Raw genomic sequence first — 20,725 nt, forward strand, 5'->3', positions numbered from 1 at the left:
GATCATCCCAAAGGGTGCGAAGCCGCTGTGTTTCGTGGTGCTGGTTCCACTTCAGCCAGCTGCATGGCCGTGGCTCCTTGGGCGAGGATCTCGCGCAGCGGCACTCCGGCGGCGTGCAGCTCCAGCCAGCGCATCGCTTCATTTCCGTGGCTCAGGATGGCGTGGAGCGGCTCCAGCCAGGGGCTCAGGCCGAGCCTGGCGGCGAGAGGCGCCACCTGCTCCAACTCGCGCTGAATCCAGGCACCGGCCTCGATCTCCTCCCCCGTACGCCAGTCGCTGAGCATGGCCCGCAGGCTCTGGCGGGCGGCGGAGCGGTCGTTGCGGTCGGCCAGCTCGGCAAGTTGATCATGCCCCAGCCGGCTGGCCAGCAGGGGATCATGACTCTGCGGGTCTTCCAGGAGCTGCAGCAGGCGCAATTCCGCGAACACCGTGACGGCCAGAAGTTGGCGTGGATTGCTGATCAGGTCGCAGATCCTGATTTCAAGCCGGTTGAGGTCGTGGGGCCGCTTCTCCCCGTTGGGCCGCACGGAGGTCCAGAGATGGCGCACGTTGCGCATGGCTCCCGCCGCCAGCTGGGCCTCCATCCATTGGATGTAGTGCTGATGATCGAGAAACAAAGGCACCCTGGGCGGGGTGAGCGGGAACTGCAGCCAGCGCTGGGAGTGGGCTCCCGTGGCGACCCCATCGAGGAAGGGAGAACTGGCGCTCAGGGCCAGCAGCAGGGCGCCCTCGCAGCGCAACAGCCGGCAGCCGGCGAACAGGGCACCCATCTCAGTGACCCCGAGGTTGATGTGCACGCTGGCGGTCACGACCCTGGTGCCATAAGTGGCCTCGATGAAGCCGTGGTACGGATTCGAGGGGTCGGAGCGCTCGAAGCGGCGACTGTCCCCAAGACTCAGGGTGCTGCCCGGGAGCAGGGTCAGGCTCCGTTCGCCCAGCCAGCGGCGAAGGCGCCGTCTCGGCTCGAGCAGCATCTCCAGCTGTTGGGAGTAGTCGGCATCAGGCGGGGTGATGTACTCCAGATTGCGATGGTCTGGTTCGGTGACGAAATCCTGGAGCTGGGCCGCGGCCTGCTCCGCCACCCCCACCACGGTGCCATCGGACCGGCCAGTGAACAGCTCAACCTCGAAGCCTTTGAGCAGGAGGCGATCGGTCACTTGTCGCTCCCTTGCAGGCAGGCCAGGGCCTTGAGCAGACCGCGGGCTTTGTTGAGAGTTTCCTGGTATTCGGCGGCTGGCTGGGAGTCAGCCACCAGGCCCGCGCCGGCCTGCACCTGCACCCGCCAGCCTCCCTCGCCATCGGGGAGCACCACCATGGTGCGGATCGTGATTGCGGTGTTGAGGGCGCCGGCCAGATCCACAGCCCCATAAACGCCGGAATAGGGGCCACGGGCATCGGGCTCGTAGTCGTGGATCAGCTGCATCGCCCGGATCTTGGGCGCGCCGCTGACCGTGCCGGCCGGGAAGGAGGCCTTGAGCAGATCCCAGACGTCGTGTGAGTCATCAAGCAGGCCCTCCACCTGACTGACGATGTGCATCACGTGGGAGTAGCGCTCGACCACCATCAGCTCGGTCACTTCGACCGTGCCCGGCTGGCAGACCCGGCCCAGGTCGTTGCGGCCCAGATCCACCAGCATCACGTGTTCGGCGCGTTCCTTGGGATCGGCCAGCAGCTCCTGCTCCAGGGCCAGGTCGTGGGCTTCATCAGTCCCACGTGGGCGAGTGCCGGCGATCGGGCGCAGGGAGGCCCGTATGCCACCGGCTACGGGCTCGGCCTTCACCATCACCTCCGGACTGGAGCCGATCAGATACCAGCCACCGAAGTTGAAGAAGGCCATGTATGGAGATGGATTCACCATCCGCAGGCTGCGGTACAGCTCAAAGGGATCTCGTTGGATGCGGGTCTCCAGCCGCTGGCTGAGCACCAGCTGGAAGACGTCACCGGCGGCGATGTGCTCACGGGCCGCCACGACCGCCGCTTCGAAATCAGCCTGGCTGCGGTTGCTGCGGGTCTCCAGCTCCATGCTGGGGTCAGGGTCCCAGCGCAGGGGGGTGACCCCAGCCGGCAGCGGGCCGTGCATGCGCTCCTCCAGAGACTGGATCCGGGCTGTGGCCTCGGCGTAGGCGCTGAGGGGATCTCCACCGCCGCTGAGGTCGGCATAGGCCACAGCCGTGATCTGCCGCTTCACCTGATCGAAGACCAGCAGGCTGTCAGCCAACATCCAGCAACCGTCGGGCGGCCCCCCGGGGTCGCTGGGGTGGATGGGCACGCTCGGCTCGATCCAGCGGATCAGTTCGTAGCCCCAGAAGCCGAAGAGTTGCCCCAGAGGCGGCAGGTCTGGAATGGTGCTGGGCTGAAGTGAGGCCAGGCATCTGGTCAGTAACTCGAAGGGGTTGCCCTGCAACTGGGCTCGACGGCCATCACGCCAGCACTGCACGCCGTCCTCCCCGCGCACCGTGAGGGTCCAGGCAGGATCGGCCACCACGAAGCTCCAGCGCCCCAGCCGCTCGCCCCCCTCCACCGACTCCAGCAGCACGCCATGACTGCTGGCGGCCCCCACCTTCAGCCAGGTGGTGAGTGGGGTCTCCAGATCAGCGGGCCAGCGCTTCCAGAGCGGGATGAAGGTGCTGCCCTCCTCCACCTGGGCGAGGAATGCGTCGCGATCGGGAAAGGGCATCACGGCAACCGGCAGGCAAAAAAAACGGGGCACCCTGCCCCGCCTTTCTAAAGGTTGGAGGAATCACGCCCTGGAGCCGATTCCCGCAGAAAACTCCAGGCTTGCCCCAGGTGGAACCCAGGAGCTGAACTCAGGAATCGAAGGTGTTGCGTCCGGAGAACTTGAGGGTTGAAGGATCGGGGTTCTGGCCGATGCTGCGGGGGTTATGGCCCACTATCGGGCGGCCTTCGTTCACTTTCTCGGGGAATACACCATCTTTCGGGTGCAGGTATTCAGTGTCGCCACCGGGGAAGATGCGGTAGATCTTGTAATCCTCGATACGAGGCTTGAACTTGGTGCGCAGTTGGGTGCCGAGGGCCAGGCACTGCTCCTTGCGGGAGAAGTACATGATGTTCTCACCTTGATTCATCTCTGCAGCTCCACCGGTGGGAAGCTCGAACACCTGATCCTTGGCACTGGTCCAGGTGATGGCGTACTTCTCCTCGGTTTCGGCGGAGTTGAGCAGACCGCCCGTGCTGCCGATGGACTTGGGAAGTTGACCGCTCAGCGCCGTTGCTGTCATGGCTGTTGGGGATGGTGAGTCGGCGGACCCATCAGTGAGTCGGCGGACCATGTCGGCTGGAAGTTAGCACTGCAATCTGGGGGGTCTTCCCAGGGGAGCAGCTCTCTTCACACCAGTCAACAAACGTCCGTGTCGGAGTCGGTTGCGTGGCCTGCCACGGGAAAGAATACGGTCAGTCCTTGCCCGGCCCGTTCCGTGAAACGTCCACCCAGGCTGTGGAACAGGCGCTGGGTGGCCTGACGGCTCAGCTGCAGGCTGCCCGTTAGCGGATTCCAGCGCAGCACGGGGCCCACATCTGCGGCAGCGTCTTCCTCAGGGGTGCTGGGAAGCGCTGCTTCGCCTCCGGGCAGCTCGGCGCAGCGCAGTTGCAGCTTCAGGCGTGAACCTGCCGGCAGCAGCCGGATCAGCACCGTGCTGCCCGATGGCAGGCTGCGGCTGAAGCGATCCACCAGGCCACCCAGCATCGTCTCCAGCCTGTTCGGGTCGCTCAGTACCGGCGGCAGCTGAGAGCTGATCTCCAGCTTCAGCTTCAGACCACGGCGTTCCAGCTGCCGTTGCCAGAGCTCCTCAAAGCCCTGGAGCAGCTTGGCCAGGTCGGTGCGGGCCAGGGTCTGGCGGGGCCGCGGCTGCCGCTGCAGTTCGGCCGCATGGAAGATCAGACCGAAACGGTCGATCTGTTCGCTGCACTCCCCATCAATCTGCTCCAGCCGCTGACGCACCACCGCTGGGAGGTCAACGCGCCGCAGTAACGAGCGGATCAGGGTGCGGATCGTGGCCAGGGGAGTGCGCACCTCGTGGGTGAGGGCCTCGAGCAGAGCCAGTTCGCCGCTGCTCTCCGACCGGTCGTCCTCACGGCCGTGGACCAGTGGCTGCAGGGTCAGGCTCGGCGCCATCGCCGCAAGCCGTTCCGCCAGCCTCGGCCAGAATCGCAGCGCCATGTTCTCCTCGCTGCGCAGTGGACCGAGCGCATGCAGGGCCTGGCGCAAGCGCAGGGCGGCCTGGGGGGCCGTGGTGCGCAGTCGCTCGTCCACCAGAGCCAGGGTTTCCGAGAGAGTGGTGGGATCGAAGCGCAGCACCAGCTGCCGCTGCTGTGGACTGCCCTCCAGGGCCATGGCCAGCTGCAGCTTGGGCGTGATCAGGACCAGCAGGGGGTCGGTGCCGTCTTCGGACTCAAGGGCCAGGCGTTCGTAGGGGCTGGCCGCTCCAGTGGAATCGCTTGTCCTGGCTGAGCCCACTCCTGGCAGCAGGGGACCCGAGGGGCTGAGGTCGCCGGTGATCTGCGGCGGTGCCCAGACCCAGCCTTGCAATGGTTTCAGCAGCTCTGGCTCGTAAAGCGCCGGCAGCGGCGAGGCCAGCCAGATCCCCCGCAGCGGTTGCAGTGGCGGCAGGAAATCATCCTGGAGTGTGGCCAGCGCCCCCCACCACTGCCGTCTCACGGAGTCTTCGTCGCAGCGGCCAGCTGGGACCCCCTGGGCCAGCCTTGCCCGCACGTCGGCCAGGCTCACCATCGCCGCTGGGGCGGGCGGCCGTGGCGAGACACCGAGGCGCAAAGCCCCAGCGCGATGAAATTCACGAGCATCGCCGAGCGGCCGTAGCTCAGCCAGGGCAGGGGAATGCCGGTGATCGGGCCCAGCCCGATGGTCATGTTGATGTTCACCACCACCTGAAACATCAGCATCACGCCGATCCCCACCACCACCAGGGATTCGTAATCGCTGCGGGCCCGCCCGGCGATCTGGAGCAGACGCCACATCAGCAGAACGAAGCCCACCACGACCAGGGTGGAGCCGATGAAGCCGGTTTCCTCCCCCAGTGCGCTGAAGATGAAATCGGTGTGCTGCTCTGGGATGAAGCGCAACAGGGTGAGGTGGCCCTGCATCAGCCCGGTGCCCCAGAGCCCTCCTGAACCGATTCCCACCGTGCTCTGCAGCAGGTGATACCCCCCGCCGAGCGGATCCTGGGAAGGATCGAGAAACATGGTGAGCCTGGCCCGCTGGTGCTCTTTCAGACCATGGGCCCAGAGCCAGGGGGTGCCGAGGGCGAACAACCCCTGAATCGTCAGGCTGAGGGCAGCGGCCAGGGCCTTCCAGGGCAGGGAGCGCCAGGCGAGCACCCCCATGGCCGGAACCCAGGCCACCAGGGCCCAGGGAATGGTGCCCGCCAGAATCGCGGTGAACAGCGGCGAGAGCAGCAGCAGCAGCCAGGCGCCTGGCATCCCCGACCAGAACATCATCACCAGCAGCACTGCACCGAACACAAGCGAGGTGCCCAGATCCGGCTGCACGAACACCAGCAGCCAGGGCAAGCTGATCATGGCCAGGGGCCTGATCAGGTCCACCGGTCGCTCCACCGGATACCGCGCGAGCACACCGGCCAGCAGCAGGATCGCCGCCACCTTGGCGAACTCCGAAGGCTGCACGTGGAAGCCGGCGATGTTGATCCAGCTCTGGGCTCCGAGGGCACTGACCCCCACCACGCGCACAGCCACAAGGCTGGCCACCATGGCCCCGTAGATCAGCCAGCGGAACGGCTGGTAGCGCTCCAGGGGAATCCGGGCCAAGACCAGGGCGATGCCCATCCCCACAGCCGCAATGATCCAGTGCTGGTACCAGACCGCATAGGGGGCCTGGCGCTGGGTGCTGGCGATCAGGATGCCGGCTACAGCCACCATGGCCAGGGGAATGCCCCACAGCACCAGATCCACCCCCTCAAGGGGCCGCCGACGGGCTGGCCGCGCCGCCGAGAACATGCTGCGCCGGGTGCCCAGCAAGGCCATCTTGATCAGGCTGCGGCCAGACTGAGGCTCGCGATCCGCTGCGCCAGGGCCTGGAAGGCGCGGGCTGTGGCCGACTCGGGTCTGGCGATCACCACCGGCTGACCACTGTCTCCCCCATCCACCACCGCCATCTCCAGAGGCAGCTCGGCCAGCAGGGGCACGTCAGCTTCGGCGGCCAGGGTGGCCCCGCCGCCACTGCCGAAGATGGCGTAACTGGCTTCGGGCCGGTCGGGGGGGATGAAGACGCTCATGTTTTCGACAACGCCGAGCACGGGTACCCCCATCTGCAGGAACATCGCCAGGCCGCGGCGGGCGTCCTGCAGCGAGACCCGCTGGGGTGTGGTCACGATGACCACGCCGGCCATCGGCACCGCCTGGGCCAGGGTGAGCTGGGCATCGCCGGTGCCGGGCGGCAGGTCCACCACCAGCACGTCGCGTTCACCCCAGTCGGCCTGGTACAGGAACTGGCGGATGATGCCATTGAGCATCGGTCCCCGCCACACCACCGGTTGGTTCTCCTGGATGAGCAGCCCCATCGAAACCATGCCGATGCCGCAGGTCTCGATCGGCACCAGTACCTGCTCGTTGCCGTTGCCGCGCACCTCCGGGGTGCGGTCGGCCACACCCAGCATGGTCGGGGCGTTAGGGCCGTAGATGTCGGCATCCAGCAGGCCGACCCGCAGTCCGCTCTGGGCCAGGGCACAGGCCAGGTTCACCGCCACGGTGCTCTTGCCCACGCCGCCCTTGCCGCTGCTGACGGCGATGATCCGGCCCACGCCTGGGATGCCCTGGCGCTCGGGCAGGTTGCCGCCGCCTCCGGGGCCGTGGCCCGCGCCGCCGATCGGTGATCCCTCGGGCCGCCCTCCACCGCTGGGCTGAGCCAGCTCGATCTGTACCTCATCGATGCTTTCAAGGGCCATCAGCGCCGCGCGGGCTTCGGCGGCGATTCGCTCCCGCTGGCTGGTGGCGTACCCCGGCAAGGCCAGGCTGAAGACCACGCGGCTGCCCTGGGGACGCACCTGCTGAATCCAGCCCATTTCGAGCAGACTGCGGCCGGTGCCGGCGTCGCAGAGGGGCTCAAGGGCGGCGAGAGCCTGTTCAGCGGTGGCCATCCAGAGGAGCCGTCATTGGGGTCGATCCTAGGGGCCGCCCCCATGACAGAGGCTCTCGAAGGGTTGTGCAGCGGCTCGACGGGCTGGAATGGTGGAGGGGTTTCGGACGTCCGGCGGGGCGTGATCGTCAGTGGTGGAGCAGGGACAGACGGGCGTGGCCGATGGGGAGAAGGGCCAGGTAGGGCCTCAACCGCATGAGTGTCCGCCTGTCGACTCCCGTGCCCGTGCTCGCGCCCTGCTGATGGGCCTCCAGGACAGCATCTGTGCCGGTCTGCAGGCCCTCGATGGCGAAGGGGTGTTCCAGGAGGAGAGCTGGGAGCGGCCGGAGGGCGGCGGCGGCCGCTCGCGGGTGATGAAGGCCGGCCGGATCTTCGAGCAGGGCGGGGTGAATTTTTCCGAGGTCGAGGGCGATCAGCTGCCCCCATCAATCCTCAGTCAGCGGCCAGAGGCCGCCGGCCAGCGCTGGTTCGCCACCGGCACATCGATGGTGCTCCACCCCCGCAATCCCTATGTGCCCACGGTGCACCTCAACTACCGCTACTTCGAGGCGGGTCCGGTCTGGTGGTTCGGCGGTGGCGCCGACCTCACCCCCTACTACCCCTTCCTGGCGGATGCCCGTCACTTCCACCGCATCCTCAAGGCAGGCTGTGACAGCGTCGACCCGACGCTGTATCCGGTGTTCAAGCCCTGGTGCGATGAATACTTCTTCCTGAAGCATCGCGGCGAAACCAGGGGGGTGGGAGGCATCTTCTACGACTACCAGGATCCCTCCGGAGTGCTGTACAAAGGTCAGGACCCCAGCGGCCCGGCAGCGGCCGTGGCGGCTGCCACAGGCGCGGCGCCCCGCAGCTGGGAGCAGCTGTTCCAGCTGGCGAGTGCCTGCGGTAACGCCTTCCTGCCCAGCTACGTGCCGATCGTGGAGAAGCGCCATGGCACCGCCTACGGGGAGCGGGAGCGCCAATTCCAGCTCTACCGCCGTGGCCGCTACGTGGAGTTCAACCTGGTGTTCGATCGCGGCACGATTTTCGGCCTGCAGACCAACGGACGCACGGAATCAATCCTGATGTCGCTGCCACCGCTTGTGCGCTGGGAATACGGCTACGGCCCCGAGCCTGGCAGTCGTGAAGCTCTGGTCACCGAGGTGTTCACCAAGCCCCAGGACTGGTTCGGTGATGCTGCGCTGGAAGAGCTCTGCCGGGCCCGGGGTGCTTACGACTGAACCCTGCCCCCTCACTCTGGGGCCTTATTTGCTCAGGGGGGGGTTGCCGGATTGGCCAAGGAAGTGGTCGGCAGGTTTCTGGAGCGGGGGCTGAGACCTTGCTCCAGGGCCAGAACCACCCGCTCGGCGATCGCGTTGAGCGCTGCATCCCGGCTGCTGGGATCTCTCAGCGCCGTCTCCAGCGGACTCTCCAGCTTGCCGATCTCGAGGATCGCGATACCCCGGCGCGGCGCGCCCAGTCCGCCCCGGAACTGGAAGGGGAAGGCCCCGAAGGCGGCGGCCAGGCTTTCGTCGAGCAGGCTGGGGACCTGGTGCATTGGCGGAATCAGTCCTGAGCCAAAGCCGTCGGGTCCATAGGCGTCGTAGTGAATCTCCATGGCGTAGCCCCCCCGGCGCACGTGCTCCTTGCCCACGCTCCAGTTGGTGCGGGGATCTTCGCCATCGGCGATGCTGCGCTCCGGCGGTATGTAGAGGCTGATCGGCAGGCCGCGCTGGCGTCCCAGGGCCACGACCCGCTCGGCGGTGAGCCAGTTCCAGTAGAGCTCATCGCGGATGCCGGCCACCATCGGCTGGGCTCCGAAGCGATCCACCGCTTCACCGCTGGTGCCGGCGCCGGCCATGCCCTGGGAATCGGCGTGACCGGCCATCACCAGAATCGGGGTTCCGGCTGCCAGCGACCTACGGCCGATCCAGTCCTTGTTCAGTGGCGCGCGCGGGCCGGTGAGCGGATCGATGGAGAACATGGCCGGCGCTTTGGCGGCGCTGCCCAGGACCAGCACCAGGGCCAGGGCAAGCAGGGCCCATCTGGGGGGGCTTGGGCGTGCCCAGCGGCGGCGTGAGGTATGGGCCGGGTGAAGCTGACGCATCTTCCTAAGGTTGTTCAGATGGGGGAACTCAGCAGGGTGCCGTCACTGGCCAGTTGCAGCAGGGGCCCCAGCTCAAGTTCCAGGGCAATCAGCTCGTCGCGGTGTGCCCGCAGTCGCAGCTGGCTGAGGGGAGCGTCATCGTCGCTGATCAGGCGCAGTTCCACCAGTTCCTGGCGAGCGGCTCTCCGCCGGTAGATCAGCCCCGCAAGTGGACCGAGCAGGGCGAGCAGCAGCGGCCACCAGCCCAGCACCGGCAGCAGCTGGCGCAGCACCAGGCCCAGGCAGGCCGCGCCGACCGTTCCCAGCAGGGAGAGCAGCAGTGCCAGGGTGCCGCTGGCTCCCACCTGGCCGCGGAAGCGCAGCACCCGTCGTTCGGGATCCCCTGCTTCCGCCTGCCAGCCCCGCTGCCTCAGCCACTGGCTGAGTCCGTCCAAGACTTCCAGGGCCGGCCGCGGCGACTGCACATCCACCACCGTGGTGCGGTCCTTGCTGGCCGCCCGCAGGAAGAAAACCAGGCCGATGGCCAGCAGCAGAGTGAGCAGCAGGGTTGAGCCCAGGGCGGGGGACAGGGGCGATGGCACGCGGGCGATCCAGGGCGGAAGCAACCCATTCTCCCCCTTTCGGCACGATGGCGTTGGTTGCTCCCGCGCTCATGCCCTCGGTCCTTGACTCAACCCCCCATCGCTTTGCGGTCTTCGAGGGGGATCTCGACGCCGAATGGCTCAGCCTGCTGGCCCAGGCTCCGGCCCTTGCGGTCGACACCGAGGCGATGGGGCTGGTCCATGGCCGCGACCGCCTCTGCCTGGTCCAGATCGCCGACCACCTCGACAACGTCTGCTGCATCCGCATTGCCAGGGGCCAGCAGCAGGCGCCGCGTCTGTGCGAGCTGATGGAGAGTCAGACGATCGAGAAGGTGTTCCACTTCGCCCGCTTCGATCTGGCAGCCCTGGGGGAAGGCCTCGGCATCACCGTGGCGCCGGTTTTCTGCACCAAGGTGGCCAGCCGCCTGGCCCGCACCTACAGCTCCCGCCACGGGCTCAAGGAGGTGGTGCAGGAGTTGGTGGGGGTGGAACTCGACAAGCAGTCGCAGAGCAGCGACTGGGGCCGGGTCGAGGACCTCGGCGAAGCCCAGCTGGTGTATGCCGCCAACGACGTGCGCTATCTGCTGGCCGCTCGCCACGCCTTGGCCGCCATCCTTGAACGGGAGGAACGCCTCGATCTGGCCCGCCGTTGCTTCGAGTGCCTGCCGGTTTTCGCCGAGCTCGACCGCAGCCGCTTCGGCTCGGTGTTCGAGCATGCCTCCCAGTCCCGCTGAGGGATCCGGAGCTCAGTCCTCGACCATGAAGCCGCTTTCGTCGTCTTCGGCGACCAGAAGCGCATCCAGCAGTTGACCCTGGGCCCTGGCCCCTCCCTGGGCCTCCTGGATCATGCGCTCGGCAATGGTGATGCGCTCGTCCGGCGAGCGGGTTCCTTCCCGGGCAGCCTGCTGGTCGACCCGGCGCCGGGCCGCGGCGATGCTCACTCCCAGCAGGGTGGCCAGCTGACCGGTGACGGTGGCGTAGGCCCGGTCGATCGGTGCTGGCATCGGGGGCGCGCCTGGGTGAGGTGAGATCCCATCATCCCTGGGGCTGGGCCAGCAGCTGCCGGTCCACCAGGGCTGCCAGCCGCTCGCTGCCTCCCGCGTCCCCCATCCGCCGCCTGCCGATGGCGCCTAGGTGCTGGCGCAGCTGGGCATCCCCAAGCAGCTGCTCCAGTTCGACGGCCAGCTCCTGCGCTGATCCGCAGGGCCGCACCGCCCCCCCCAGCAGTCGGCTTTGCCGCCGCGCGAAACCGAGCTTGAACTGCGGACCCGGCCCTGGCAGCGAGAGCACTGGCACCCCAAGCCCCACCAGTTGTTCGGTGGCGGTGCCGGCGGTGGCCAGGCCCACCTCCCCCCAGCCGGCCCAGCGCTCGAAGCAGCCCGGCCCCAGCAGCAGCAGCCGCTGCTGGAGTTGCCAGGCCGCCGCGCCGCCGCAACCCTGCGGCAGGGCAACCTCGCGGTAGCCATGGGCCGCCAGGATCGGCTCCAGATCCTGGCGGCTGGGGCGGGAGCCGGTGGGGCAGAGCACCACCTGCGGCTCTCGTGCAGGCAGGCAGGCCAGGCTTGCCAGCAGCAGCCTGGCGTTGGCGAGGGCTTCCGGCAGACGGCTACCGCAGAGCAGCACGATTCGTCTTCGCTGCCTGAGTGGCTCGGGCGGGGGCAACCGATCGAGCTGATCCATCATCGGGTTGCGTGGCGCCAGCGCCGCCACCCCCCTGCGCCTCAGCCCCCGGGCTGTCAGGCCATCGCGCACCGCCACCAGCCGGGCGCGGTGATCCGCCATCAGGGCCCACTCCCACGGATCCCATTCGCTGCCTTTGCAGCGGTGGTACCGGTCGGCGAAGGGGTTGCTGCCGGGTCCGCTCCTCCAGGTGTAATCGCTTTTGGGTGTGCCCAGGAAGCCGTAGGGCGCGCCGCTGGCCCAGGCCAGCAGCAGGGGCAGCAGATCCCCCACCGCCAGGATCGGCTCGCCACTGGCACCCCAGCGGCGCACGAGTTGCCACTGACGCCAGCTGAGGCCAGGTAGCCCCGCCCCCAGGTCGCGCAAAAGCGCGGAGAGGCTCTGGTTGCTGAAGCCCCCGCTGGGCAGCGGCTGGCGGGGGCCTACCCGCCGCAGCCAGCCTTCCTGTTCCGCCTCCCGGAAGGTCTCACCCTCCCCCACCAGCGGCAGGACACGCAGCTGCAATTCCGGGCGCCGTTGGTGCAGCGCCAGCAGGATGCGCAGACCGATCAGATCTTCCCCATGGCCATTGCTGAGCAGCAGCAGCCAGGGCTGCCGTGGACGGCTGATACGATCCGCAGCAAGGGGGTTCGCCCCCGAAATGGCGGCATGGCCAAGTGGTAAGGCAGAGGATTGCAAATCCTTTACCCCCAGTTCGAATCTGGGTGCCGCCTCTGATTTCCCTACTGCCGGTGGGCTGCCGGTGGGCTCGTTCACAGCTCGGCTGTGGCCGTCCAACGCTCGCCTGAGAGGGCTCTGGCTTCGCAGCGCACGTCGTGCTTCTCAACCGTGCAGGTGCCATCGGCGGGCCAGGCGCTGGGCAGGCTGGTGGGCAGCCCCCGCTGGTCGAAGCCCAGTTCACTCACGCTGGTGATCTCGGTGCTGAGGGGGCCCTCCAGGCGGCAGCGTCCTTCGCGGCAGCTCATTCCTGCGCCGCCCTGCTTGACCACCCCCACGAAGGTGACGAGGTTGGTGGCGATCTCGCCGCTGCCGCTGCCAACAAAGCGGATGTTCAGCAGTCCCTGCTGGTTCTGCTCGAAGCGCAACTCCGAGCACGGGCCAGGGCTGGCCGCGGCCAGGTTGCGCTCGCAGCTGCGGGTGGCGCGTTGCACCCGCCCGAAGTCGGTGGGCTGCTGTTCACCCGCCCGCAGGACTGGTCCGGGGATCAGCAGACTGACCAGAGCCCCAGCCAGCAGCAGGCCTGCGGGGCGAATGCCTGGCCCCACACAGAAGAGGCTTTTGGATGGGTTGGGAGTGGTGCCGACGGACAAGGGGAACCCACGCTCAGGAATTCCATTGTGGAACCACCTGGCCCCAGTAGCGCACGGGCGAAGGAAGTGGACCTCAGTACTCCGAATCGGCCACGCAGTAGCCCTCGCAGCGGATGCCATTAGTGGCAGTGCGGCCGCAGTGGTTGCACAGCACCGGTTCGCTTGGCTGCAGCTGCTGGGCCTGCTGCGCCACTGCTGCTGACCGCGGCACAGGCGGTGCCCACGGGCTCTGGGTGGGTGGAGACGTCATGCTCCGATCATGGCGAGGTCGCTTGCAGCCCGGAGACCCCATGGCGCAGTCCGTTTCGATCGGCGTGGGCACCTGGGCCTGGGGCAATCAGTTCCTCTGGGGCTATCGGCCCGATCTCCATGACCTCGCCCTGGAGGCCACGTTCAAACGGGCGGTTGCACTGGGGCTTCACTTCTTCGATACTGCCGACTCCTATGGCACCGGCCGCTTCACCGGTCGCAGTGAGCAGTTGCTGGGTGGGTTCCTCCAGGCCCTGCCCCCCCAGCTGCGCAACGATCTGTGTGTGGCCACCAAGCTGGCCCCCTTCCCCTGGCGCCTGGGCCGCCGGGGCTACGACCGAGCTCTCCAGGCCTCCCGCCAGCGGCTGGGCGGCCGACTCGACCGGGTGCAGCTGCACTGGAGCACCGCCCGCTACGCCCCCTGGCAGGAGTGGCCACTGCTGGAGGGGCTGGCGGATCGCGTGATCGCGGGTGAGGTGGAGAGCCTGGGGGTCTCGAACATGGGACCCCGGCGTCTGCGGGAGGTGCAGCGGAGGCTGGCCGAGCGGGGGGTGCGCCTGGTCAGCCTTCAGGTTCAGGTGTCACTCCTGGCCCCTGAGGCGGTGACCGGCGGGGAGCTGGTGGCCTGTTGCCGGGAGTTGGGGGTGGATCTGATCGCTTACAGCCCCCTGGCCCTGGGTCTGTTGTGTGACCGGCCCGGCGCCGGGCCAGGCGCACTCAAGGGCCCCCGGGGGCTGCTGTTCCGGCGGCTTCGGCCGAGGATCGAGCCGCTGCTGGCCCTGATGCGGGACATCGCGGCTGAGCACGGCGCCAGGGTGTCTGAGGTGGCCCTGAACTGGTGCAGGGCCCACGGAGCCATGCCGATCCCTGGCCTGCGGACTCCCGAGCAGGCTGAAGCGGCTGCGGCGGCACTGGCCTGGCAGATGGACGGGCAGGAACGCCTCGCCCTTGATCGGCAGGCTCTGGCCCTGCCTGTGCGGATGCCGGCCAACCCCTTCCTCAGTGATTGAACAGCCACTGAAGACTCAGACGGGATGGAGGTTCAGGCAGATTCCGTCGCTGCAGAGGTGCTGGTGGGGTCGGGGGAGAGCACCACCGGAAGGGCGCCAGGCCTGGGGATTCTCACCACCTCTGCGGTTGCACCACTCAGGGCTGCAGTGGTCCTGGTTTTCACTCCCGGACTGGAGCCTGTCCCGGAGCTTGATCCGGAAGTCGTGTCGCCGCTGTCCACTTCAGGCTTGTGCTCGTCGCAGGCGCTGAGAGCCTCCTGCAGCAGGGAATCGAACGTGGCCCCGGGCAGGCGGTGGCGGGAGATTTCCAGGAAGGCTCTCGCCAGCGACTCCCCTGCCGCAGCGCGCAGGGCCGGGTTGTTGCGGCGCTCGTTCTGCTCGTCCTCAATGGCATGCAGGAAGCGCTCGGTGACGCCCCTCTTGGTACTGGCCCTGATCTGGGTCTCCTGCTCAGCTGGCTGGAGACTGGGCAGCTGTTCCAGCTCTTCCAGGCGCCTGTTGAGACTTTCCAGCACCTCCTGAGCTTCCGAGGCCACACGCGAGAGCTGTCCCTCGGAGAGACGGGGCAGGTCGGCCACGAACACCTTGCCGTGGTCGCGCAGGGTGAGATAAGTGGGCCGACTCACGCTTCGTCCCTGGGGAGGAGTGCTCAGCCGCCGCGGTGGTGCCGTCGGCTCGGGACCCGCTGAGCTGCGCCGTCGGGTGATGCGAGTACTGGAGCTGTGCATGGTTAAGGACGTATGAATTACCGGATGCGCCGCCAGCGATCAAGGTCGGCGAAACCTGTTGCAATCTGCCAGCAGCGGGGAAGGGGCGTTCAGTACGGCAAACCCACCAGGGACTCCGCGCCGGGGGCTCCGGCCTCCACCACCCCAAGGGGCCAGGCCTGATGTCCCAGCAGCGTGCACACCTCCAGGGCCCGGGAGACGGCAGGCTCCGGCACCACCAGGCAGAAGCCGACCCCCAGGTTGAACGTGTTCCACAGATCGGCTTCCGGCACCTCGCCTTCGTCTTGCAGCCAGCGGAACAGTGCTGGCCGCTCCCAGCTGTTGGCCTCGATCCGGCTGTGGGTTCCTTCCGGCAGGCATCGTGGCAGGTTTTCTGGCAATCCACCGCCGGTGATATGGGCCATCGCATGTAGGGGAACAGCGTGCTGGAGCAGTGCCTTCACCAGGGAGCCGTAGAGACGGGTGGGCTCCAGCAGCGCCTCGATCACCCGCCGGTCCTCGCCCCCCAGTCGGGTGCTCTCTGTGGTGCCGCTATTCGCGAGAACCCGCCTCACCAGGCTGAAACCATTGCTGTGGACCCCACTGCTGGCCACCGCCAGGATCCGGTCTCCAGGTTGCACCTGCCGGCCATCGATCAGCTCCTCCTCCTCCACCACGGCCACGCAGAAGCCGGCCAGGTCGTAGCGGCCAGGGCCATAGAAGCCCGGCATTTCCGCCGTCTCGCCCCCCAGCAGGGCGCAGCCGCTCTGGCGGCAGCCGTCGGCGATCCCTTCGACAACCAGGGCCATGGCCTCGGGCGCGAGCTTGCCGGTGGCGATGTAATCCAGGAAGAAAAGGGGTTCGGCTCCACTGGTGATCACGTCGTTGACGCACATCGCCACCAGATCGATGCCCACGGCGTGGTGACGCCCGTAGGCCTGGGCCAGCTCCAGCTTTGTCCCCACTCCGTCGCTGCCGGCAACGAGCAGTGGGCGCCGCAACCCCTCTGGCAGACGGCACAGCCCACCGAATCCCCCCAGACCACCAAGCACCTCTGGCCGGCGGGTGCTCTCGACACTGGAGCGGATCCGCTCGACAAAGGCCCTGCCGGCGGCCACATCCACTCCGGCCGTGCGGTAATCCATGGCGTTGCTCCTGCTGGGCAGATCCTCACAGCCGTTGATCCTCCGATGCCAGCGGTCCGGCCTGGGCCGCCTGTCCGATTGTCACAAGATTTGATCAGCCCTGCTGATGGCTCTGATTGGCTTCGCTGATCAATATCGATGCTTCAGCCGCTTCTGTGCACTGTTGCTGACAGGGATTTCGGCGTCGATGACTATTTCTGATCAATTCCTGCGCCCAAACTCCTCATCGCACTTCCTCGGAGTTCCTGTAAGTTTCCGAGGTCGTGATTTTTCTTCAGGGATTCCGCCACTGATTTCGCGCTTTCAGCTTTTCCAATCGTCAGCGCGATTCATCAAGTAACGACCCTTCAATCCGAAGACCGTTGCCTACTCGTGGTGGGTTTCGAATGTTATGCGTCGCACTTTCCCCCTGGGGGCCCTTGCCCTCCTGCTTTCTGGTAGCGGAGTTGCTGTTCCTGTGCTCGCCAATTCGGCCCGCACGGAGTCTGATTCACGCATTGCCATGGCCAGACCTGCCGCTCTTGCACCTGCTCCAGAGTCTTCGGCGCCGGTTCAGCCTTCCCAACCCGTCGCCATTCGCCAGCAAGACGGTGGGACTCCGGCCGTGGATGCTCCTTCCGCTCCCACTGCTCCGGCCCCCACTCCTCGCCGCTTCAAGCTGGCCGGCACCGGTGAGGCCAGCTGGTACGGCCCTGGTTTCTTCGGCAACCGCACAGCCAACGGCGAGGTTTTCCGCCCAGGCACCATGACGGCGGCTCACCGCACCCTCCCCTTCGGCACGAAAGTGAAGGTCACCAACCTCTGGAATGGCCGCAGCGCGATTGTGCGCATCAACGACCGCGGTCCTTTCCACGGCAACCGCATCATCGACCTGGCCCATGGAGCTGCCCAGAACCTCGGCTTGGTGTCCAGTGGCGTCGCTCAGGTCCGTCTGGAAGTGGTTCAGTAAGACCTGAGGGCATTCACCCCATCTCCTTGAGTGGCCCATCCGGCAATCTGCCGGATGGGCTTTCCTCTGTCGCTTCCATGCAGTTGCTGCATACCTGTGATGAGTTGCGGCGCTGGTGCAGGCCCGCCGCTGGCAGGCGGGCCACGCCCCTTCACTTCGTGCCCACCATGGGTGCACTGCATCAGGGCCACCGCAGCCTGATCGAGCGGGCTTCAGCCTCCTTCTCTTCCTCAGGGCCGCCGCCGCGGGTGCTGGTGAGCGTGTTCGTCAATCCGCTCCAGTTCGGCCCCGGGGAGGATTTCGAGCGCTACCCGCGTGATCCCCTTGCTGATGGCACTCTCGCTGCCGCGGCAGGGGCCACTGCCCTGTTCGCTCCGTCTGTCGAGGAGTTGTTCCCCGGCGGCGACGCCGAGCTGACCCGGGTCCTGCCTCCGCCCTCTCTGCTTCAGGGGCTCTGTGCCCGCACCCGAGTGGGCCATTTCGAAGGGGTCGCCACGGTGGTGGCCAGGCTCCTGGCCCTGGTGCAACCTGATCGCCTGCTGCTCGGCGAAAAGGACTGGCAGCAGCTCGTGATTCTGCGGAGGATCGTGGCGGATCTGGCCCTGCCAGTGCGGGTCCAGGGATGCGCCACCTGGCGGGAGAGCGATGGTCTGGCGGCCAGCTCCCGCAACCGCTATCTCTCGAAGATTGAGCGAGAGCAGGCGGCCGGTCTGCCCGCTGCCCTGGCCATTGGGCGGCGGGCCTGGCAGAGCGGTGAGCGTGATCCCGCCCGGCTGGAGCGGTTGGTTCAGGCCGAGCTGGAACAGGCCGATCTGGCGGTGGAGTATGTGGAGATGGTGGAAGCCCGGCGGCTGCGCCCGCTGAATTCTTCCGCCCTGCCTCAGGGGCCGCTGCTGCTGGCTGCCGCCGTCCGCTGTGGCCCCAGCCGCCTGATCGATCACCTCGTACTCATGAACCGCCCTCCGATCGTCGCCATCGATGGCCCCGCCGGGGCTGGCAAGAGCACGGTCACCCGGGACCTGGCCCGTCGCCTCGGCCTCATCTACCTCGACACCGGAGCCATGTACAGGGCTGTGACCTGGTGGGTACTGCGCCATGGGGCCAATCCAGCTGTGGCGGCGGAGGTGGAGCCGCTGCTGCAGGGGCTGGAGCTCAGCCTCGACCTGGAGGCCGGCGGCGACCAGCAGGTGCGCGTCAACGGCCACGACGTGACCCAGGCGATCCGCCATCCCGATGTCACCGCCCAGGTGTCCCAGGTGGCGGCCCACGGTTGCGTGCGCGAGGCGCTCACCCAGCAGCAGCGGGCCCTGGGCGCCCGTGGCCGGCTGGTGGCGGAGGGTCGCGACATCGGCACGGCCGTCTTTCCCGACGCGGATCTGAAGGTGTTCCTGACCGCCACGGTGGCGGAGCGGGCCCGTCGGAGGGCCCAGGATCTGGAGCAGCGGGGGTTCGCCGTGCCGTCCCTGGCGGAGCTGGAGGCACTGATCACCGAGCGGGACCGTCAGGATTCCACCCGGGAGGTGGCCCCCCTGCTCCAGGCCGAGGATGCGGTGGAGCTGATCACCGATGGCTTGGCCATCGAGGAGGTGATCACGACCCTGGTGGATCTGTTCAGGGAGCGCATACCAGAGGAGGCCTGGCCAGCACCGGAGAATGGCGCAGCAGCCTGAGTGTCGCCGCCTTCTCCTGTGGGCTTCCAGCCTGCCGTCGGCTCATTGTTCCGATGGCTTCCAGGGTGTGCCGGTGGCCAGCAGGTCGTCGAGCAGGCCCGTGCAGGCATCCTCGAGCAGGTCCAGCACCTCCTCGAAGCCATCGGCGCCGCCGTAGTAAGGATCCGGTACCTCACGGACCCTGTGCAAGCGGCAGTGCTGGGTGATCGGCCTGATCTGGGCCCTGGATCTACGGCCCCGGGTCATGGCCTGGACCGCCGCCAGGTTGTCGTCATCCATGGTGAGTATGTGAACGAACTGATCAAGATCGGCTACCACGATCTGGCGGGCACGGCTGGGCAGGTGGATGCCGCGCCCGGTAGCCGCGGCTCGCATGCGCGCATCGGCCGGCTGACCGGCATGCCAGTTGCCCGTGCCGGCCGAATCGACACTGAAGGACTGTTCCAGACCTTGCAGCTGCAGGTGGTGCAGAAACACCCCTTCTGCGGCGGGGGAGCGGCAGATATTGCCCAGGCAGACGAACAACAGACGGGAACGTTCCATCAGCACCCCGCCCCGCCAGTGAGGCGGCTCAGGGCCAGTCCGGCCCGCAGTCGCACCACCGGGGTGTCGTCCCCGGGCTCGCCGGCCAGCTCCTGCAGGGCCTGCAGTCCGGAGCGATGCCCCGGCTCTGCCCTGCCCATCCCGAGCAGCAGTTGCTCCAGTCCTACCGCCACGGCGTAGCGGACCACCCATTCACCATCGCCGCCACCTGCCAGAAGGGCGTCGAGGCACCGCTGTCTCAAGCGGGTCTGCTCGCTCTGGGGGAGGGCATCGAGACGGAGTTGACCCAGGCCACGGGCCGCGGCTCGCCGCACGCTCGGACCGATATCGCAGGCCAGAGCGCTCTCCAGCAGCTCCAGGCCACGTACATCGCCGATCCCGGCCAGGGCACGCACGGCCCAGGCCCTGGCGCCGTAGTTGTGGTCATCGAGATTGGCCAGCAACGGCTCCACCGCCTGCTCCCCCAGGGCTATCAGGCCGTCGACGGCCGCAACGGCGGCGCCTGGATTGTTGAAGCCCAGCACCTCCACCAGGCTCGGGGCTGCCCCGGGGTGGCATGCCTCGGCGAGCTGCCGGGTGGCCAGCAGCAGACCCATGGGGCTGTCGGCCTGACGCAGGGCCCTGATCAGCTCGGTGGGCTCGGCTGCCATGGGATTGGGGAAAAGCATGGTGCGTTCAGAGCAGTTCGTCCATCACAGCCAGCAGGGCGATGGTTTCATCGTCAAGGCGGGTGGCGTGAGGGCCTGCCGGATTCTCCACCAGCCCACGCAGGGACATCAGCTTGAGGCTGTTTTCCGCCAGGGTGCGGCGAATCGGCTCCAGCGCGGGGCGCCAGCCGGCGGCGCCCAGATCCATCAGGGCGGCGCGGCGCACCTGCAACTGGGGATGCTCCAGCAGAGCCAGCAACTGCTGGCCCCAGTGGCTGTCGTCGGTGAGCTGCAACAGCGCCCGGCAGGCGGCGCTGCGGATGAGAGGCCGCTCGTGGGCCACGAATGACTCGATCACGGCCAGCAGCCGGGGTTCGGCCAGGCCTATTTCGCCGAGGGCCTCCAGCATCGCCTCGCAGGGTTCCTGCAGACGGCTGCTGGCCGGCTGGGGAGCACCCGCCACGTCCGGTCCGCTTGCAAGCCTGGTGCACAGAACCGGCACTGCCTCCATGGCACGCAGCTCTCCCAGGGAGCGGGCTGCGGCTTCGCGAAGCCCATCGTCCGGATCGTCGAGGGCCTGCAGCAGGTGGGGAATGGCCTCGGCTTGGCCCAGCTTGCCCAGGGCCCGCGCCGCGTTACGGGCCACCGCATTGTGTTCAACTCCCGCTTCAGCTTGGCGTGGCTGCCGCTGGCCAAGGGCCTGGCAGAGCAGGGTTATCGCTTCGGGATTGCGGCTGCGCATGCGCCCCAGCCACCAGGCTGCGTAGTACTGGGCCGATTGGTCCTCGTTCTGGCGCAGGCGCCGCAGCGCCTCGGCCTCGTCGATCGGGGCTCCGGCGTAGGGGGCCGGTTCGATGGGCTCGGCGGCGGCGGTCATGGCCGTGGCGACAGGGTGGGGGGCAGAACGAAAAAAAGGAGGCCAGAAGGCCTCCTTGAGGTGTGAGACGTGCGACTTAGTCGTCAGCAACGCTGTTGATAACCGTTAGCGGAAATCAGACGAGAGCGTTGATGGCGTAGTCGAT

At 67.6% G+C, this 20,725-nt stretch carries 22 protein-coding genes and 1 tRNA gene; 6 read left to right on the plus strand and 17 right to left on the minus strand.

Translation table 11 applies throughout. The annotated features are described in order from the left end of the window. Nucleotides 1-2: 2 nt before the first annotated feature. The 6 genes from gshA to KBY77_RS07380 all read right to left on the minus strand — a co-directional run bounded on the left by gshA (nucleotide 3) and on the right by KBY77_RS07380 (nucleotide 7,127). Nucleotides 3-1,157 carry a glutamate--cysteine ligase gene (gshA, locus tag KBY77_RS07355; RefSeq protein WP_255102882.1) on the minus strand — a complete coding sequence of 385 codons (1,155 nt, stop codon included), beginning with the start codon at nucleotides 1,155-1,157 and terminating at the stop codon, nucleotides 3-5. Continuing rightward, nucleotides 1,154-2,677 carry an anthranilate synthase component I family protein gene (locus KBY77_RS07360; protein ID WP_255102916.1) on the minus strand — a complete coding sequence of 508 codons (1,524 nt, stop codon included), beginning with the start codon at nucleotides 2,675-2,677 and terminating at the stop codon, nucleotides 1,154-1,156. Before KBY77_RS07360 ends, gshA begins: the two co-directional genes overlap by 4 nt. Before the next feature lie 130 nt (nucleotides 2,678-2,807). Continuing rightward, a complete protein-coding gene (locus KBY77_RS07365) occupies nucleotides 2,808-3,239 on the minus strand; it encodes a photosystem I reaction center subunit II PsaD (RefSeq protein WP_255102883.1) in 432 nt (143 codons plus the stop codon). Between the two features lie 116 nt (nucleotides 3,240-3,355). Then, entirely contained in the window at nucleotides 3,356-4,789 is a 1,434-nt protein-coding gene (locus tag KBY77_RS07370) for a sensor histidine kinase (RefSeq protein ID WP_399212431.1), read from the minus strand. Then, nucleotides 4,741-6,015, minus strand: coding sequence for a rod shape-determining protein RodA (gene rodA, locus KBY77_RS07375; RefSeq protein ID WP_255102884.1), 1,275 nt, complete (start codon nucleotides 6,013-6,015; stop codon nucleotides 4,741-4,743). The genes KBY77_RS07370 and rodA overlap by 49 nt, the downstream gene beginning before the upstream one ends. A 5-nt stretch (nucleotides 6,016-6,020) precedes the next feature. After that, the gene (locus KBY77_RS07380) at nucleotides 6,021-7,127 is read right to left on the minus strand and encodes an Mrp/NBP35 family ATP-binding protein (protein WP_255102885.1); all 1,107 of its coding nucleotides are present in this window, start codon (nucleotides 7,125-7,127) and stop codon (nucleotides 6,021-6,023) included. A 133-nt stretch (nucleotides 7,128-7,260) separates the two neighbouring features. On the opposite strand from KBY77_RS07380, the gene hemF reads away from it, so the two are divergent. Continuing rightward, nucleotides 7,261-8,346: an oxygen-dependent coproporphyrinogen oxidase gene (gene hemF, locus KBY77_RS07385; protein WP_255102886.1), complete on the plus strand. Its 1,086-nt coding sequence runs from the start codon at nucleotides 7,261-7,263 to the stop codon at nucleotides 8,344-8,346. A 32-nt stretch (nucleotides 8,347-8,378) separates the two neighbouring features. Here the strand turns inward: hemF and KBY77_RS07390 are convergent, their stop codons facing one another. Continuing rightward, entirely contained in the window at nucleotides 8,379-9,212 is an 834-nt protein-coding gene (locus tag KBY77_RS07390; protein ID WP_255102887.1) for a dehydrogenase, read from the minus strand. A 14-nt stretch (nucleotides 9,213-9,226) separates the two neighbouring features. Beyond that, nucleotides 9,227-9,793: a cofactor assembly of complex C subunit B gene (locus KBY77_RS07395; RefSeq protein ID WP_255102888.1), complete on the minus strand. Its 567-nt coding sequence runs from the start codon at nucleotides 9,791-9,793 to the stop codon at nucleotides 9,227-9,229. A gap of 71 nt (nucleotides 9,794-9,864) precedes the next feature. Here KBY77_RS07395 and KBY77_RS07400 point away from each other — a divergent pair, with 71 nt between their 5' ends. Continuing rightward, nucleotides 9,865-10,527: a ribonuclease D gene (locus KBY77_RS07400; RefSeq protein WP_255102889.1), complete on the plus strand. Its 663-nt coding sequence runs from the start codon at nucleotides 9,865-9,867 to the stop codon at nucleotides 10,525-10,527. 12 nt (nucleotides 10,528-10,539) lie between these two features. On the opposite strand, the gene KBY77_RS07405 is transcribed toward KBY77_RS07400, so the two are convergent. After that, complete coding sequence (locus KBY77_RS07405) at nucleotides 10,540-10,797, minus strand: hypothetical protein (RefSeq protein ID WP_094555073.1); 258 nt, start codon at nucleotides 10,795-10,797, stop codon at nucleotides 10,540-10,542. Between the two features lie 31 nt (nucleotides 10,798-10,828). Next, the gene (locus KBY77_RS07410; protein WP_255102918.1) at nucleotides 10,829-12,151 is read right to left on the minus strand and encodes a lipid-A-disaccharide synthase-related protein; all 1,323 of its coding nucleotides are present in this window, start codon (nucleotides 12,149-12,151) and stop codon (nucleotides 10,829-10,831) included. Here KBY77_RS07410 and KBY77_RS07415 point away from each other — a divergent pair. Beyond that, nucleotides 12,116-12,186, plus strand: a tRNA-Cys gene (locus KBY77_RS07415). The genes KBY77_RS07410 and KBY77_RS07415 overlap by 36 nt on opposite strands. A gap of 39 nt (nucleotides 12,187-12,225) precedes the next feature. On the opposite strand, the gene KBY77_RS07420 is transcribed toward KBY77_RS07415, so the two are convergent. Next, nucleotides 12,226-12,783 (minus strand): hypothetical protein, encoded by a 558-nt coding sequence (locus KBY77_RS07420; RefSeq protein ID WP_255102890.1) that lies wholly within the window; start codon nucleotides 12,781-12,783, stop codon nucleotides 12,226-12,228. 73 nt (nucleotides 12,784-12,856) lie between these two features. Continuing rightward, nucleotides 12,857-13,033: a hypothetical protein gene (locus tag KBY77_RS07425; RefSeq protein WP_255102891.1), complete on the minus strand. Its 177-nt coding sequence runs from the start codon at nucleotides 13,031-13,033 to the stop codon at nucleotides 12,857-12,859. Nucleotides 13,034-13,073: 40 nt separating this feature from the next. Here KBY77_RS07425 and KBY77_RS07430 point away from each other — a divergent pair, with 40 nt between their 5' ends. Next, a complete protein-coding gene (locus KBY77_RS07430) occupies nucleotides 13,074-14,042 on the plus strand; it encodes an aldo/keto reductase (RefSeq protein ID WP_255102892.1) in 969 nt (322 codons plus the stop codon). A gap of 32 nt (nucleotides 14,043-14,074) precedes the next feature. Here KBY77_RS07430 and KBY77_RS07435 read toward each other — a convergent pair whose 3' ends face one another. Beyond that, nucleotides 14,075-14,770, minus strand: a complete 696-nt coding sequence (locus KBY77_RS07435; RefSeq protein WP_255102893.1) for a hypothetical protein — start codon at nucleotides 14,768-14,770, stop codon at nucleotides 14,075-14,077. An 89-nt stretch (nucleotides 14,771-14,859) separates the two neighbouring features. After that, nucleotides 14,860-15,894 carry a phosphoribosylformylglycinamidine cyclo-ligase gene (gene purM, locus KBY77_RS07440; RefSeq protein ID WP_255102894.1) on the minus strand — a complete coding sequence of 345 codons (1,035 nt, stop codon included), beginning with the start codon at nucleotides 15,892-15,894 and terminating at the stop codon, nucleotides 14,860-14,862. 391 nt (nucleotides 15,895-16,285) lie between these two features. Between purM and KBY77_RS07445 the strand changes: the two genes are divergently transcribed. Further along, the gene (locus KBY77_RS07445) at nucleotides 16,286-16,843 is read left to right on the plus strand and encodes a septal ring lytic transglycosylase RlpA family protein (RefSeq protein ID WP_255102895.1); all 558 of its coding nucleotides are present in this window, start codon (nucleotides 16,286-16,288) and stop codon (nucleotides 16,841-16,843) included. 77 nt (nucleotides 16,844-16,920) lie between these two features. Further along, the gene (locus tag KBY77_RS07450; RefSeq protein ID WP_255102896.1) at nucleotides 16,921-18,513 is read left to right on the plus strand and encodes a bifunctional pantoate--beta-alanine ligase/(d)CMP kinase; all 1,593 of its coding nucleotides are present in this window, start codon (nucleotides 16,921-16,923) and stop codon (nucleotides 18,511-18,513) included. Between the two features lie 42 nt (nucleotides 18,514-18,555). On the opposite strand, the gene KBY77_RS07455 is transcribed toward KBY77_RS07450, so the two are convergent. The 3 genes from KBY77_RS07455 to KBY77_RS07465 are packed head-to-tail and all read right to left on the minus strand — an operon-like array spanning nucleotide 18,556 to nucleotide 20,580. Next, a complete protein-coding gene (locus KBY77_RS07455; RefSeq protein WP_255102897.1) occupies nucleotides 18,556-19,056 on the minus strand; it encodes a low molecular weight protein-tyrosine-phosphatase in 501 nt (166 codons plus the stop codon). Further along, on the minus strand, nucleotides 19,056-19,724 hold the full coding sequence (locus tag KBY77_RS07460; RefSeq protein WP_255102898.1) for a HEAT repeat domain-containing protein: 669 nt from the start codon (nucleotides 19,722-19,724) through the stop codon (nucleotides 19,056-19,058). The genes KBY77_RS07455 and KBY77_RS07460 overlap by 1 nt, the downstream gene beginning before the upstream one ends. Before the next feature lie 7 nt (nucleotides 19,725-19,731). Next, entirely contained in the window at nucleotides 19,732-20,580 is an 849-nt protein-coding gene (locus KBY77_RS07465) for a HEAT repeat domain-containing protein (RefSeq protein WP_255102899.1), read from the minus strand. Between the last annotated feature and the right edge of the window lie 145 nt (nucleotides 20,581-20,725).

Origin of the sequence: Synechococcus sp. Cruz-7E5 (assembly GCF_024345995.1) — a bacterium.
GTDB lineage: Bacteria > Cyanobacteriota > Cyanobacteriia > PCC-6307 > Cyanobiaceae > Regnicoccus_A.